This window comes from Streptomyces sp. MMG1121, from assembly GCF_001280015.1.
Classification (GTDB): domain Bacteria; phylum Actinomycetota; class Actinomycetes; order Streptomycetales; family Streptomycetaceae; genus Streptomyces.
In genome coordinates, this window is sequence record NZ_LGDV01000190.1 from 1 (window position 1) to 14,953 (window position 14,953).

The following is a 14,953-nucleotide window of genomic DNA, read 5'->3' on the forward strand; positions in this document are numbered from 1 at the left end:
CCCCCGCCCCCGGCACCCTCCTCCAGGACCGGCTGGCCGGCTGGGTCTCGGACCTCACGACCCTCCACGAACTCACCGAGCGCCTGTCCCGCACGGACACGCTCGACCCCGCCCTGCACGAGCTGCTGCGCGCCGGAGCCGCCCTCGTCGGCGCCCGCCGCGGCCTCGTCGTCCTGGAGCCCGCCGACGGACTCGGCCCGTGCACCACCCTCGGCCTCGGCCTCGGCCACGCCGACCTCGGCCACATCGAGACCGTCCCGCACCACGCGCTGCCCTACGACACCGGCGCGGGCACCGAGATCGCGCACCCCGACCTGCTCGCCGAGGACGGCCTCGACCCCCGGCACCGCGAGGTGGCCGCCCGCCTCGGCTACGCCGCCAGCTACGCCCTCCCCCTCGCCACCGACGCCGCCGGCCGCCTCGGCGCCGCCGTCTGGCTCTACGACGAGCCGGCCGAGCCCGACGAACGCCGGCGCCATCTCGCCGGCCTCTACGTCCGGCACGCCACCGAGCACCTCGCCCGGCTGCTGGAAGTGGAACGCACACGCGCGCGCGTGGCGACCATCACCGAGGAACTGCTGCCCTCCCGGCTGCCCCGCGTGGCCGGCGTCCAGCTCGCCGCCCGGCACCGCACCGGCCCGCGCGGCGGCGGCGACTGGTACGACGCGCTGCCGCTGCCCGACGCCGCCCTCGGCCTGTCCGTCGGCTCGGTCACCGGCTCCGGCCCGAGCGCCGTGGCCGCCATGGGCCGGCTGCGCGCCTCCCTGCGCGCGTACGCCGTGATGGAGGGCGAGGACCCGGTCGCCGTCCTGTCCGACCTGGAGCTGCTGCTGCGGCTGACCGAGCCCGCCCGCTCGGCCACCGCCCTGTTCGCCTACTGCGAGCCCGCCCTGCGCAAGGTCACCCTGGCCGGCGCCGGGCACAGCCCGCCGCTGCTGATCGGCGCGCGGCGCACCGAGTTCGCCGAGACCTCCGTCTCCGCGCCGCTCGGCATGCTCGCCTGCTGGGAGGCGCCCAGCGTGGAGATCCAGGCCGAGGCCGGAGAGACCGTCCTGCTCTACACCGACGGGCTGCTGCACCGTACCGGCGATCCCATGGACCGCGCCTTCACCCGCCTCCACGCGGCCGCCGCCGGCATCCCGCGCGCCCTGCGCCACGACCCCGGCGCCGTCGCCGACCACGTCCTGCGCACCGTCCTGCCCGACGGCCTGGACACGGCCGACAGCGAGGAGGACGTGGCCCTGCTGGCAGTCCGCTTCGACTGAGCCCACGGACATGCATGGCCGGGCATAACAGGTCATCCGGCCCGGTACCACTCCGGTGCGACCGTACGATGATGGAGGCCCCCCGCTCGGACACGATCGCGAGCGTCACGGGCCACCGGGGGAGATCACACGCCGTACCGAGGAGGATCACGTGGCCGACGAGCTCAACCCGGCTGTGCCCGATGACGCTGCTACCGCAGCGGGCCCGGAGACTGAGTCCGAGAAGCCCATCAAGCAGCGGAAGAACGGCCTGTACCCGGGCGTCTCCGACGAGCTGGCCGAGAACATGAAGTCCGGCTGGGCCGACACCGAGCTGCGTGACCTGGAGCCGATCACGCAGGCCGCCGAGACCGCGCGTCGCCGTACCGCGCTCTCCGCCCGCTTCCCGGGCGAGCGCCTGGTCGTCCCGGCGGGCAACCTGAAGACCCGCTCGAACGACACCGAGTACCCCTTCCGCTCCTCCGTGGAGTACGCCTACCTCACCGGCGACCAGACCGAGGACGGCGTCCTGGTCCTGGAGCCGAAGGACGACGGCCACGTCGCCACGATCTATCTGCTGCCCCGCTCCGACCGCGAGAACGGCGAGTTCTGGCTCTCCGGCCAGGGCGAGCTGTGGGTCGGCCGCCGCCACTCCCTCACCGAGTCCGCGACGCTGTACGGCATCCCGGCCTCCGACGTGCGCGAACTGGCGGACAAGCTCCGCGAGGCCACCGGCCCGGTGCGCGTCGTGCGCGGCTACGACGCCGGCATCGAGGCCGCGCTGACCGACAAGGTCACCGCCGAGCGCGACGAGGAGCTGCGCGTCTTCCTCTCCGAGGCCCGGCTGGTCAAGGACGAGTTCGAGATCGGCGAGCTGCAGAAGGCCGTCGACTCGACGGTGCGCGGCTTCGAGGACGTGGTGAAGGTCCTGGACAAGGCGGAGGCCACGTCCGAGCGCTACATCGAGGGCACGTTCTTCCTCCGCGCGCGCGTGGAGGGCAACGACGTCGGCTACGGCTCCATATGCGCGGCCGGCCCGCACGCCTGCACCCTGCACTGGGTCCGCAACGACGGCCCGGTCCGCCCCGGCGACCTGCTCCTGCTCGACGCCGGCGTGGAGACGCACACGCTCTACACCGCGGACGTCACGCGCACGCTGCCGGTCAACGGCACGTACAGCGAGCTCCAGAAGAAGGTCTACGACGCCGTGTACGAGGCCCAGGAGGCCGGTATCGCGGCCGTCCGGCCGGGCGCCAAGTACCGCGACTTCCACGACGCCGCCCAGCGTGTGCTCGCCACGAAGCTCGTCGAGTGGGGCCTGGTCGAGGGCCCGGTCGAGCGGGTCCTGGAGCTGAGCCTGCAGCGCCGCTGGACGCTGCACGGCACCGGCCACATGCTCGGCATGGACGTCCACGACTGCGCCGTCGCGCGGACCGAGACGTACGTCGACGGCACGCTGGAGCCGGGCATGGTCCTCACCGTCGAGCCGGGCCTGTACTTCCAGGCCGACGACCTGACGGTGCCGCAGGAGTACCGGGGCATCGGCGTCCGCATCGAGGACGACATCCTCGTGACGGCGGACGGCAACCGGAACCTGTCCGCGGGTCTGCCGCGCCGCTCCGACGAGGTCGAGGCGTGGATGGCGGCCCTGAAGGGCTGACCTGAGCTTCAATGGCCGGGTGCCGGGGAGGTGCCCGGCCATTGGCACGCCTAGGGGGAGGGTGTTCGTGGACGACTTCTGGTCCGGTGCGGGTGTGGACCTGCATCTCGAGACCGACACGGGGGACGGCCGCCGGATCGGGCTGGAGCGGGCACTCAGGGACGCCATCCGGGACGGACGGCTCACGCCCGGGACCCGGCTGCCGGCCACCCGGCGCCTCGCCGCCGACCTCGGGGTCTCCCGGGGCACGGCGAAGTCGGCGTACGACCAGCTGGTGGCGGAGGGTTACCTGACGGCACGTCAGGGATCGGGAACCCGGGTCGCCGCGCTGCGCCCGCAGGCCGCCGAGGCTCCGCCGGCGCCCGCACACGCGCGTGCACCGCGTTTCGACCTGCGCCCCGGCAGCCCGGACGTCGGCGCGTTCCCTGCGGGAGCCTGGCTGCGCGCGCTGCGCCGCGCCATCGCGACGGCACCCTCCCTGGCGTACGACTACGGCGACCCGCGCGGCCGGATCGAGCTGCGCACGGCCCTGTCGGGCTACCTGGGCCGGGCACGCGGGGTCATCGCACCCCCGGAGCGGATCGTCGTCACCTCCGGGTACGTACAGGGCCTCGCGCTCCTCACGCGCGTGCTGGACGGCGCCACCGTCGCCATGGAGGACCCCGGGCTGCCGTTCCACCGGGAGGTGGTGCGGCGCAACGGCGGGACCGTGCGCCCTGCGCCGGTCGACGCGCGCGGGGTGCGCCCCGAGGAACTGGGCGAGGCGGCCGCGGTGGTGGTCACCCCGGCGCACCAGTACCCGACCGGGGTGACCCTGCACCCCGAGCGGCGGCGGGCGCTCGTCGACTGGGCACGCGCGCGCGGGGCGCTGATCATCGAGGACGACTACGACGGCGAGTTCCGCTACGACCGCCAGCCGGTGGGCGCGCTGCAGGGCATGGCGCCCGGCCAGGTCGTCTATCTGGGCACCGCGTCCAAGACGCTCGGCCCGGGGCTGCGCCTGGGCTGGATGGTGCTGCCCCCGCACCTGGTCGACGCGGTCGCCGACGCCAAACTGCACAGCGACCACCACACCGAGACCATCGGCCAGCTGGCGCTCGCCGAGCTGATCGACAGCCACGCCTACGACCGTCACGTACGCGCGTGCCGGCTGCGTTACCGGCGCCGACGCGACCAGCTCCTGGACCGGCTCGGCACGGACCGCGGGGTGCGCGGCATCGCGGCCGGACTGCACGCGCTGATCGAAGTCCCCGACGAGGCCGGGGCCCTGGCCCGCGCGGAGGCCGAGGGCCTCGCCATCGGCACCCTCGGCGACCACTGGCACACCCCCGCCGCCACCGACCGCCCCCAGGGCCTGGTCGTCGGTTACGGCACACCACGCGAACGGACCTACCCCGAGGCGCTGGAGGCACTGGCGAAGGTGCTGGACGGCTGAGCGGGTCCTCGCGCGGGGCGTCCGGTGCGGGTCCTTGCGCGGGGGCGTCCGGTGCGGGCCTTTGCGCGAGGGACCGTCCCGTCAGGCGGTCAGCAGTGACGGATCCTTCTTCCACTTGAGGATCTTGTCGAAGCTGACCACCGTCCCGCCCCGGCCGGGCTTGGCGCCGATGTGGACGTGATCGGCCAGTTCCCGGATCAGACACAGGCCGCGGCCGTGCTCGGCGTCCGCGCGGGCGGTGCGGATGTCCTGGGTGCGGACGAACCCCGGCCCCGAATCGGCCACTTCGATGCGGCACTTCTCGCCGTCGAGGTACGCCGTCACCCGGTACGCCTGCGAGGAGCCGTCGCGAGCGGTGTCCCCGCCGTGCTCGACGGCGTTCGCGCAGGCCTCGGTCAGGGCGACCGACAGGTCGTAGGAGATGTCGGGGTCGACGCCCGCCGTCTCCATGGTGCCGATCAACAGCCGCCGGGCGAGCGGCACGCTCGCGGCCTCGCGACGCAGATGGAGTGACCACCAGATGCTCATGCTCCAGCCTCCTGGCCGCGGCTCGACATACCGTTACGTATTGCCGCCCAAAGGGGGCCGTAAGCGCACCGTTGACGTGATGCCGCCCATACAGCCGATGCGCCACGGGAGGAATCGGTGTATGAGGGACGGCTCAGGCGCCCTGCCGTAGGGCGCCGATAAGGGCAGTGCGATGATGAGGCCGCCATGACTGCCCCCCACGCGCGCACGGCGCACCCCGGAGCCGGGCTCCGGATCCTGCGGGCCGCGGTGTTCGCCGCGGTCTGTGTCGTGCTGGCCGCGTGCGGGCACTCCCTGGGCGCCTGTGCGAGCGTGCCGTTGTGGACGCTGGGCGTGGGCTTCCTCGGCTGTCTGCTGGTCGTGGTGCCGCTGGCCGGGCGGGCCCGCTCGCTGCCCGGTATCGCCGTACTCCTCGCACTCGGCCAGACCGCGCTGCACACGCTGTTCGGGCTGGGTCAGCACGGGGCCGCGATGGCCTCCGGTGGCATGGCGACGGGGTCGATGAACGCCACCGGCACGACGGGCTCCGCGCTGAGCGACACCGCGCTCGTCGAACAGGCCGCGCGGCTGCTGTGCGGGGCGGGCGCCACCGGCCTCACCCCCGGACACGCCTCCCACCTGCTGCTCGACGCCCATCTCATCAACCGTGCGGGCCGGCCCGTCGCCGCCCCGGGCACCCTGCCCGGCGCGCACGGCGCCACGGGCTCCGTCGGCTCCGCCGCGGCGCTGCTGCCCTCGCTGCCGATGCTGCTCGGCCACGTCCTCGCGGCCGTCGCCGCCGGCTGGCTGCTGCGCCGCGGCGATCTGGCCCTGCTGCGGCTGATCGAACTGTCGGCGCACGGAGTCGCGGAGGGCGCGCTCGTCCGGTCCCTGCGCGCGGCGCTCGCGCTGGCGCACGCCCTGTGCGCCGGGCTGCTGCCCGCCGCCCGCCCCGGCCCGCGCACCCGGCGCGATGCCCGGGACGACGCGCCCGCCCCGCACACCACCGCACTCCAGCACACGGTGATCCGGCGCGGCCCGCCCGCCGCCGCCTTCCTCCTCGCCGCCTGACGCGCTGGGCGCACCACTCCACCGGAGAGTCCGCCGCCGTCGCGCGGCACGCGCGCGTGCGCATCCGGGAACGCTCCGAGCAGCACCGGTGCGCACACGCGTACCTCTCCATGCCACCGGAACTCTCAGAGTGGAGTGCTCCTGCCATGCAGGCTTCTCGTTTCGCCCCTCGCCGCACCGCCTCGCGTCTCGCCGCCGCCACCGCGATCGCCGGCACGGCCGTCCTGGCGCTGTCCGCCCCCGCCTTCGCGCACGTCTCCGTGCAGCCGGAGGGTCCCGCGGCCAAGGGCGGCTACGCGGTCGTCGACTTCAAGGTCCCCAACGAGCGCGACAAGGCCTCGACGACCAAGATCGAGGTCAACTTCCCCACCGACCACCCGCTCGCCTCGGTCATGCCCCAGCCCCTGCCCGGCTGGAACGTGCAGGTCACCAAGTCCAAGCTGGACAAGCCGCTGACCATGCACGGCGAGAAGATCGACGAGGCCGTCACCAAGGTCACCTGGACCGCCGCCGACGGCAAGGGCATCCAGCCCGGCTTCTTCGAGAAGTTCCCGCTGTCCATCGGCGCCCTGCCCGAGAACACCGACCAGCTGGTGTTCAAGGCGATCCAGACGTACTCCAACAAGGAGGTCGTCCGCTGGATCGAGGTGCCGCAGGCGGGCCAGGGCGAGCCGGAGAACCCGGCCCCCGTGCTGGAGCTGTCCGCCGCGGCCGACGGCCACGGCGGCTCGGCGAACGCCAAGGACACCTCCGACAAGACCGAGACCGCGGCCTCCGCCTCGGACTCCGGCTCGCACGACACCGACACCACCGCGCGCGTGCTCGGCGTGGCCGGCATCGTCGTCGGCGCCGCGGGCGTCGGCTACGGCGTCTTCGCGGGCCGCCGACGGACCGCCTAGCCCCCTCTTTCCGGACCGCGCATCGGGGTCGTACGGCCCCGATGCGCACCGGAGTTCTCACATCTGGGACATTTTTCTATGCGCAAGAAGACGTTCGCCGCGGCCGCGCTGCTCGCCGCCGCCACCCTGACCCTCTCCGCCTGCGGCAGCGGGAACGACAGCAAGTCGCCGGTCGCCGTGGTCTCGCAGGAGTCCGACTCGGGCAAGGCCGCCACCGTCCTCGACCAGCCCTTCGACAAGCCGGACCTGGTCCTCACCGACACGCACGGCAAGAAGTACGACCTCCGCAGGGAGACCCAGGGCCATCCGACCCTGGTCTACTTCGGCTACACGCACTGCCCCGACATCTGCCCGACGACGATGAGCAACATCGCCGTCGCCAAGAAGGCGCTGCCCAAGGCCGAGCAGGACGACCTCCGGGTCGTGTTCGTCACCACCGACCCCGGCCGCGACACTCCCGCCGAACTGGGCAAGTGGCTCAAGGGCATCGATCCGCAGTTCATCGGCCTGACCGGGAACTTCGCCACCATCCAGGCCGGCGCCCGCTCGCTCGGCATCTCCGTGGAGCCGACGTCGAAGGACAAGAACGGCAAGCTCGTCTCCGTCCACGGCACCCAGGTCATCGCGTTCTCGCCGAAGACGAACGGCGGTTACGTCCTCTACGGCGAGAACGCCACGGTCGACGACTACACCAAGGACCTGCCCAAGCTCGTCAAGGGGGAGAACCCGTGAACCTGCCCCTGACGCGGCGCCGGGCCGTCCTGACCACCGCCGCGCTCGCCGGCACCCTCGCCCTCGCGGGCTGCTCCGGCTCCGATTCCGGTTCCGGCTCCGCGAAGGCCGAGCTGTCGGTCAGCGGGACGTACATGCCGCAGCCGGTCTCCGCCGACATGGCCGCCGGCTTTCTGACGATCACCAACAAGGGCGGTGCCAAGGACGAGCTGACGTCGGTGAGCAGCCATGCCGCCGGCCAGGTCACCATGCACAGCACCATGGGCGGCGCCATGCAGGAGCAGAACTCCTTCGCCATACCCGCCCACGGTCAACTCGTGTTCAAAAGCGGCGGCAACCATCTGATGTTCGAGAAGCTGAAGCGACAGCCGAAGCAGGGCCAGACGGTCACCGTGAAGCTCACGTTCGCGAAATCCGGGCCCCTCACCGTCGAGATGCCGGTGAAGTCCGCGACGTACAACCCGTCGACCGGCCACTGAGGGAGGGACCACCTTGACGCGGACCATCACCCCCCGACTGCGCACCCTGGTGCTGCTGCTTCTCGCCGTCACCGGCGTGCTGTTCGCGGGGGCCGCACCCGCCTCCGCGCACGCCGCGCTGACCGGCAGCGACCCCGCACAGGGGGTGGTGGTCAAGCAGGCTCCCACGGAGGTGTCGCTCACCTTTTCCGAGAAGGTCGCGACGAACACCAACTCGCTGCGTGTCCTCGACCCCGGGGGCAAGCCGGTGCAGACGGGCCAGCCCTCCAACGTCAGCGGCACGACCTACGCCGTGCAGCTCAAGAGCGGCCTCGGCAAGGGCACCTACACGGTCAGCTGGCAGGTCATCTCGGCCGACAGCCACCCCGTCTCCGGCGCCTACACCTTCTCCATCGGGGCGCCCTCGAAGACCGTCGTCTCCAGCGACGCACCCGTCGTGGGCGGCGGAGTCGTGGGCGCGCTGTACCAGGTCGGGCGGTACGCCTCGTACGCCGGCTTCATCGTGCTCGCGGGCGGCGCGGCCTTCGTGCTCGCCTGCTGGCGGCGCGGCGCCGGCGTACGGGCCCTGCAGCGGCTGGTCGTCGGCGGCTGGCTCACACTCACCGCGGCCACCCTGTGGCTGCTGCTCCTGCGCGGCTCGTACACCACCTCCGGGAAGGCCGACGACATCTTCGACCTCGGGCTGCTCGGCCAGGTGCTCCAGACCAAGACCGGTGCGGCCCTGGTCTCCCGGCTGCTGCTGCTCGCCGCCGCCGCGCTGTTCATCGCCGTCCTCTTCGGCGCCTACGCGAAGCGCGAGGAGGGTGCGGAAAAGCGCGACCTGAGCTTCGGACTCGCCATCGGCGGTGTGGTCGTCGCGGCCGGGCTCGCGACCAGCTGGGCCATGGCCGAGCACGCCTCGGTCGGGATCCAGCCGGGCATCGCCATGCCCGTCGACGTCGTCCACCTGCTCGCCGTCGCCGCCTGGCTGGGCGGGCTCACCGCGCTGCTGGTCGCCCTGTACCGGGCGCCCGCCGAGACACCGGTCGAAGCCGCCGCCGTGCGCCGCTTCTCCCGGCTGGCCTTCGGCTCCGTCACCACGCTCGCCGCGACCGGCACCTATCAGTCCTGGCGTCAGCTCGGCTCCTGGTCGGCGTTCACCGACACCCGGTACGGCCAGCTGCTGCTGGTCAAGATCGGACTGGTCGGGGTGATGGTCGCCGTCGCGTCGGTGTCGCGGCGGTGGACGCGGCGGCTCGCGGACACGACGGTGGCCGCAGGGAGCGCGAAGCCCGAGAAGGAGCGGGTGGCGTCCGGTGCGGCCCAGCAGTCCACCGGCAAGAGCGAGAGCGGCGGCGGCTCCCAGCGGGCCGCGCAGCTCGCCCGGCAGCGGGCCGCCGTGGACGCCGCGCGGCAGAAGCGGCTGCGCGACGGGGACCTCCATCGCTTCGGGCTGCGCCGCTCGGTGCTCGCCGAGGCGGGCGTCGCCGTCGTCCTGCTCGTCGTGACCACGTGGCTGACCCAGACCGAACCGGGCCGCACCGAGCTGGAGGCCAAGGCCGCCACCTCGTCCACCGGCTCGGCCACCGCGCCCTCGAACGGCGCGCTGACCCTGGACATGCCCTTCGACACCGGCGGCACCAACGGCAAGGGCGTCGTCAGCGTCGACCTCGACCCCGCGGGCGTGGGCGCCAACGAGATGCACATCTACGTCCAGAAGCCCAACGGCCAGGCCTTCGACATCCCCGAGGTGAAGGTCGCCTTCACCCTCGAGGCGAAGAAGATCGGCCCGCTTCCCGTGACTCCCGACCACATCACGACCGGCCACTGGTCGGCGAGCGGAGTGCAGATCCCCATGGCCGGCGACTGGAAGATCGCCGTCACCGTGCGGACCTCCGACATCGACCAGGTGACCGTGTCCAAGAACGCGCAGATCGGCTGAACGACACCATGCCCGACCCGTCCATCCCGCAGGCCCGTACAGCCACCGAGGTTCCCGGGGAGCCCGGTCCCCCGAGCGGCCACGGCATCTCCCGGCGCGCGCTGCTCGGTACCGCCGGCGCCACCGGACTCGTCCTCGGCGCGACCGGCGGGGCCGTGGGCTATGCCGCCGCGCCCGCCCGGGCCACGCCGCTGACGTCGGTGGGCTCCGACCGGGCGATGTTTCACGGGAAACATCAGCCCGGCATCACCGAGGGACTCCAGGCGCGCGGCCATCTCGTCGCCTTCGACCTCGCGGCCGGCGCCGGCCGCAAGGAGGCGGCGGCTCTGCTGCGCCGCTGGTCGACGACGGCCGAGCGGCTGATGGCGGGCGAGGCCGCGCCGCACGACGACACCGATGTGGCCCGCGACGCCGGCCCCTCCGCACTGACGATCACCTTCGGCTTCGGGCACGGCTTCTTCGGCCGGACCGGGCTGGAGAAGCAGCGGCCGGGCGCACTGGACCCGCTGCCGGACTTCTCCTCCGACCACCTGGACAAGGCGCGCAGCGACGGTGATCTGTGGGTGCAGATCGGCGCGAACGACGCCCTGGTCGCCTTCCACGCCCTGCGCGCGATCCAGCAGGACGCGGGCGGCGCGGCCCGGCTGCGCTGGCAGATGAACGGCTTCAACCGCACCCCGGGCGCCACCGCGCACCCCATGACGGCCCGCAACCTCATGGGCCAGCTCGACGGCACCCGCAATCCGAAGCCGGCCGACTCCGACTTCGACCAGCGGATCTTCGTGCCCGCCTCGGGCGAGCCGGCCTGGATGGCGAACGGCTCCTACGCCGTCGTACGCCGTATCCGCATGCTCCTGGACGACTGGGAGAAGCTGTCGGTGACGGCTCAGGAGTCGGTCATCGGGCGCCGCAAGTCCAACGGGGCGCCACTGTCCGGCGGCGCCGAGACGACTCCGATGGACCTGGAGAAGGCCGACGCCAAGGGCGAGTACGTCGTCCCGCTCAACGCACACGCCCGTATCACCCGGCCCGACCAGAACGGCGGCGCGGCCATACTGCGGCGCCCGTTCTCCTACCACGACGGCTTCGACACGGACGGCGCGCCCGACGCTGGTCTCCTCTTCGTCTGCTGGCAGGCCGACCCGCTGCGCGGCTTCGTACCCGTGCAGCGCAAGCTCGACCGGGGCGACGCGCTGTCGCAGTTCATCCGGCACGAGTCGAGCGGGCTGTTCGCGGTGCCGGGCGGGGCCGCGCAGGGCGAGTACGTGGGGCAGCGGCTGCTGGAAGGGTGATCCCTCTCCATTCGCTGGTTTTCCGGGTTCAAACCACCCGGTCGAGTGGTTGTCGTGAGACACCCGAGCCGGGGCCGCGCGCGGCCATTAGGGTGAGGACATGCCAGCGAGCTATGCGTATCTCGGCCCCGAGGGCACCTTCACCGAAGTCGCCCTGCGGACGCTCCCGGAAACGGCCACCCGGGAACTCGTCCCGTATGTGTCGGTGCAGTCCGCGCTGGACGCGGTGCGGGCCGGCGAGGCCGAGGCCGCGTTCGTGCCGATCGAGAACTCCGTCGAGGGCGGCATCACCACCACCCTGGACGAGCTGGTCGCGGGCACACCGCTGACCATCTACCGCGAGGTGCTGCTGTCGATCACCTTCGCGCTGCTGGTCCGGCCCGGCACGAAGCTCACGGACATCAAGACGGTCTCCGCCCATCCGGCGGCCCAGCCGCAGGTGCGCAACTGGCTGCGCACCCACCTCCCGGACGCGGTCTGGGAGTCGGCCGCCTCGAACGCGGATGCCGCCCGCCTGGTCCAGGAGGGCCGCTACGACGCCGCCTTCGCGGGCGAGTTCGCCGCCGCCCGGTACGGCCTCGAGGCCCTGGAGACCGGGATCCACGACGCGGAGAACGCGCAGACCCGGTTCGTGCTGGTCGGCCGCCCGGCCCGGCCCGCCGCGCCGACCGGCGCCGACAAGACCTCGGTGGTGCTGTGGCAGCGCGACGACCACCCCGGCGCCCTGCGCGACCTGCTCGGCGAGTTCGCCTCGCGCGGCATCAACCTCATGCTGCTGCAGTCCCGCCCGACCGGCGCCGGAATCGGCAACTACTGCTTCTGCATCGACGCCGAGGGCCACATCTCCGACCGGCGGATGGCGGAGACGCTGATGGGGCTGAAGCGGATCTGTCTCCAGGTGCGTTTCCTCGGGTCCTATCCGCGCGCGGACATCACGCCGGCCGAGGCCCGTACGACGCCGCCGGGGACGTCGGACGAGGAGTTCATGGCGGCGGCGGACTGGGTCGCGCGCTGCCAGGACGGCCGGTTCTGATCCGGTGGCAATCCAGCCATAGACTGCTTCGAGCTTGTCCTACCTGCATATCTTCGTTATCCACAGAAGTTATCCACAGGTCCGCTTCTCGACCTGGGGACAAGTCGACAGGGGTGTGCGACTCAGTCGACAAATCGCCCCTGGAGCCGGTAGCGCGTCCATCACCCGGCAGGTCACCCTTCGTCCACTCGTTTCCTTTGGTTCATCTTTTGGGGCGACCCCTTTCCACCCGAAAGCGGGTGTCGCCCCTGTTTGAACCGGGAATTCTTCAGTCCGGCGACAACTTCCGGAGTGATCAATTCCGAAGTCCACAGACCTTCCACACAGCCTGTGGATAACTTTTCCGAGGGTGTGGATTTCTGTGGACAGCGGGGCCGCGAAGTCCCGTCCTCCACAAGGGAATCCGGTCAACCAGGCGCCCGGAGCGTGCCCCGTCCCAGGGAGTGAGACACTTTTCCTTGACGCGTTCCGGCATCGTTCTGACACGTTCCGCAATTTACGCATAACGGATCGTAAGCGGTCGAACAGGAACGAATCAGAACTCCTCGGAATAGTGATTCGTGAGCGGCGAGCCCGCACCGGTAGCCTTGGCCTCGTGATTGACCTTCGCCTGCTTCGTGAGGACCCCGACCGTGTGCGCGCATCCCAGCGCGCCCGTGGAGAGGACGTCGCGCTCGTCGACTCTCTCCTGTCTGCCGACGAGCGGCGCAGGTCCTCCGGCGTCCGCTTCGACGAACTGCGCGCCGAGCAGAAGCAGCTCGGCAAGCTGATCCCCAAGGCCACCGGCGACGAGAAGGCCGAGCTGCTGGGGCGTGCCGAGCAGCTGAAGGCCGACGTCAAGGCCGCCGACGTCGAGCGGGACGCGGCCGACACCGAGACGCAGGAGCTGCTGCTCCAGCTCGGCAACCTCGTCCACCCCGACGTACCCGTCGGCGGCGAGGAGGACTTCGTCACGCTGGAGACGCACGGCACGATCCGTGACTTCGGTGCCGAGGGCTTCGAGCCCAAGGACCACCTGGAGCTCGGCACGATCCTCGGCGCCATCGACGTCGAACGCGGCGCCAAGGTCTCCGGCTCCCGCTTCTACTTCCTCACCGGCGTCGGCGCCCTGCTGGAGCTGGCCCTGGTGAACGCGGCGATCGCCCAGGCGACCGCGGCCGGCTTCACGCCCATGCTCACCCCGGCCCTGGTGCGCCCGCAGTCCATGGCGGGCACCGGCTTCCTCGGCCAGGCCGCCCAGGACGTCTACCACCTCGACAAGGACGACCTGTACCTGGTCGGCACCTCCGAGGTCCCGCTGGCGGCCTACCACATGGACGAGATCATCGACGCCGACCGGCTGCCCCTGCGGTACGCGGGCTTCTCGCCCTGCTTCCGCCGCGAGGCCGGCTCGCACGGCAAGGACACCCGGGGCATCTTCCGGGTGCACCAGTTCGACAAGGTCGAGATGTTCACGTACGTCACGCCCGAGGACTCCCAGGCCGAGCACCAGCGCCTGCTGGAGTGGGAGAAGCAGTGGCTGACCTCGCTGGAGCTGCCGTTCCGCGTGATCGACGTCGCCACCGCCGACCTCGGCTCCTCGGCCGCCCGCAAGTTCGACTGCGAGGCGTGGATCCCGACCCAGGGCAAGTACCGCGAGCTGACCTCGACCTCGGACTGCACCGAGTTCCAGTCCCGCCGGCTGTCGATCCGGATGCGTGACGGCAAGCAGGTCAGGCCGCTCGCCACCCTGAACGGCACGCTGTGCGCCGTGCCGCGCACGATCGTGGCGATCCTGGAGAACCACCAGCAGGCCGACGGCTCCGTGCGCGTCCCCGAGGTGCTGCGCCCGTACCTGGGTGGCCGGGAGGTCCTGGAGCCGGTCGCCAAGTGACCGGCTTCCCGTACCGACTGATCGCCACCGACCTCGACGGAACGCTCCTGCGCTCCGACGAGTCGGTCTCGCAGCGCACCCGTGACGCGCTCGCCGCGGCCACCGCGGCGGGCGCGGCGCACATCGTGGTCACCGGCCGCGCGGTCCCCTGGACCCGGCACATCCTGGACGACCTCGGCTACCAGGGCCTCGCCGTCTGCGGCCAGGGCGCCCAGGTCTACGACGCCGGGCAGCACCGCCTGCTCACGTCCGTGACGCTGGACCGGCAGCTGGCGCGCGTGGCCCTGGCCAAGATCGAGGCCGAGGTGGGCCCGCTGTATCTGGCGGCCAGCCGGGACGGGCTGGACGGCGAGGTACTGGTGGGGCCGGGGTACGCGGTCACGGGCACGCTGCCCGCGACCCCGTTCACGGACGCGTCCGACCTGTGGACCGCTCCGCTGAACAAGATCTACATACAGCATCCGACGATGAGCGACGACGAGCTGGCGGAGGCGGCCCGGCGGGCGGCCGGCGGTTTCGTCACCGTGGCGATGGCCGGCGAGGGCATCGTGGAACTGCTGCCGCTCGGCCTGTCCAAGGCCACGGGCCTGTCCCTCGCGGCCCGTCGGCTGGGCCTGAAGGCGGCCGACACGATCGCCTTCGGCGACATGCCCAACGACATCCCGATGTTCGCCTGGTCGGCTCGGGGCATAGCCATGGCCAACGCCCACGAAGAACTCCGCGAGGTGGCCGACGAGGTGACGGCCACCAACGAGGAGGACGGGATCGCGGTGGTGCTGGAGCGGTTGCTGGGCTGAACGTTCGGCT

13 protein-coding genes are annotated in these 14,953 nt (G+C 72.1%); 12 read left to right on the top strand and 1 reads right to left on the bottom strand.

Annotation, left to right across the window (positions count from 1 at the left end):
- The 3 genes from ADK64_RS19490 to ADK64_RS19500 all read left to right on the top strand — a co-directional run.
- Window positions 1–1,265, top strand: a 1,265-nt coding sequence (locus ADK64_RS19490) for a PP2C family protein-serine/threonine phosphatase (RefSeq protein WP_053660702.1), incomplete at its 5' end; no start/stop codon positions are given.
- A gap of 151 nt (window positions 1,266–1,416) precedes the next feature.
- Window positions 1,417–2,904, top strand: a complete 1,488-nt coding sequence (locus ADK64_RS19495) for an aminopeptidase P family protein (RefSeq protein ID WP_053660704.1) — start codon at window positions 1,417–1,419, stop codon at window positions 2,902–2,904.
- Window positions 2,905–2,971: 67 nt separating this feature from the next.
- Window positions 2,972–4,339, top strand: a complete 1,368-nt coding sequence (locus tag ADK64_RS19500; RefSeq protein WP_053661185.1) for a PLP-dependent aminotransferase family protein — start codon at window positions 2,972–2,974, stop codon at window positions 4,337–4,339.
- Window positions 4,340–4,420: 81 nt separating this feature from the next.
- Here the strand turns inward: ADK64_RS19500 and ADK64_RS19505 are convergent, their stop codons facing one another.
- Window positions 4,421–4,867 (bottom strand): ATP-binding protein, encoded by a 447-nt coding sequence (locus ADK64_RS19505; RefSeq protein ID WP_053660706.1) that lies wholly within the window; start codon window positions 4,865–4,867, stop codon window positions 4,421–4,423.
- A gap of 186 nt (window positions 4,868–5,053) precedes the next feature.
- Here ADK64_RS19505 and ADK64_RS19510 point away from each other — a divergent pair, with 186 nt between their 5' ends.
- From ADK64_RS19510 to ADK64_RS19550, 9 genes are all read left to right on the top strand, one after another.
- Window positions 5,054–5,917: a hypothetical protein gene (locus tag ADK64_RS19510; protein ID WP_053660708.1), complete on the top strand. Its 864-nt coding sequence runs from the start codon at window positions 5,054–5,056 to the stop codon at window positions 5,915–5,917.
- Between the two features lie 146 nt (window positions 5,918–6,063).
- Window positions 6,064–6,816: a YcnI family protein gene (locus ADK64_RS19515; RefSeq protein WP_053660710.1), complete on the top strand. Its 753-nt coding sequence runs from the start codon at window positions 6,064–6,066 to the stop codon at window positions 6,814–6,816.
- Window positions 6,817–6,894: 78 nt separating this feature from the next.
- Window positions 6,895–7,548, top strand: coding sequence for an SCO family protein (locus ADK64_RS19520; protein WP_053660712.1), 654 nt, complete (start codon window positions 6,895–6,897; stop codon window positions 7,546–7,548).
- Between the two features lie 8 nt (window positions 7,549–7,556).
- Window positions 7,557–8,027, top strand: a complete 471-nt coding sequence (locus tag ADK64_RS19525) for a copper chaperone PCu(A)C (protein ID WP_053661186.1) — start codon at window positions 7,557–7,559, stop codon at window positions 8,025–8,027.
- Between the two features lie 13 nt (window positions 8,028–8,040).
- The gene (locus ADK64_RS19530) at window positions 8,041–9,948 is read left to right on the top strand and encodes a copper resistance CopC/CopD family protein (protein WP_053660713.1); all 1,908 of its coding nucleotides are present in this window, start codon (window positions 8,041–8,043) and stop codon (window positions 9,946–9,948) included.
- Between the two features lie 8 nt (window positions 9,949–9,956).
- On the top strand, window positions 9,957–11,240 hold the full coding sequence (gene efeB, locus ADK64_RS19535; RefSeq protein WP_053660715.1) for an iron uptake transporter deferrochelatase/peroxidase subunit: 1,284 nt from the start codon (window positions 9,957–9,959) through the stop codon (window positions 11,238–11,240).
- A 100-nt stretch (window positions 11,241–11,340) separates the two neighbouring features.
- Complete coding sequence (gene pheA, locus ADK64_RS19540; protein ID WP_053660717.1) at window positions 11,341–12,273, top strand: prephenate dehydratase; 933 nt, start codon at window positions 11,341–11,343, stop codon at window positions 12,271–12,273.
- 595 nt (window positions 12,274–12,868) lie between these two features.
- Window positions 12,869–14,146, top strand: coding sequence for a serine--tRNA ligase (gene serS / locus ADK64_RS19545; RefSeq protein WP_053660719.1), 1,278 nt, complete (start codon window positions 12,869–12,871; stop codon window positions 14,144–14,146).
- The gene (locus ADK64_RS19550; protein ID WP_053660721.1) at window positions 14,143–14,943 is read left to right on the top strand and encodes an HAD family hydrolase; all 801 of its coding nucleotides are present in this window, start codon (window positions 14,143–14,145) and stop codon (window positions 14,941–14,943) included. The genes serS and ADK64_RS19550 overlap by 4 nt, the downstream gene beginning before the upstream one ends.
- The last annotated feature ends 10 nt before the right edge of the window (window positions 14,944–14,953 follow it).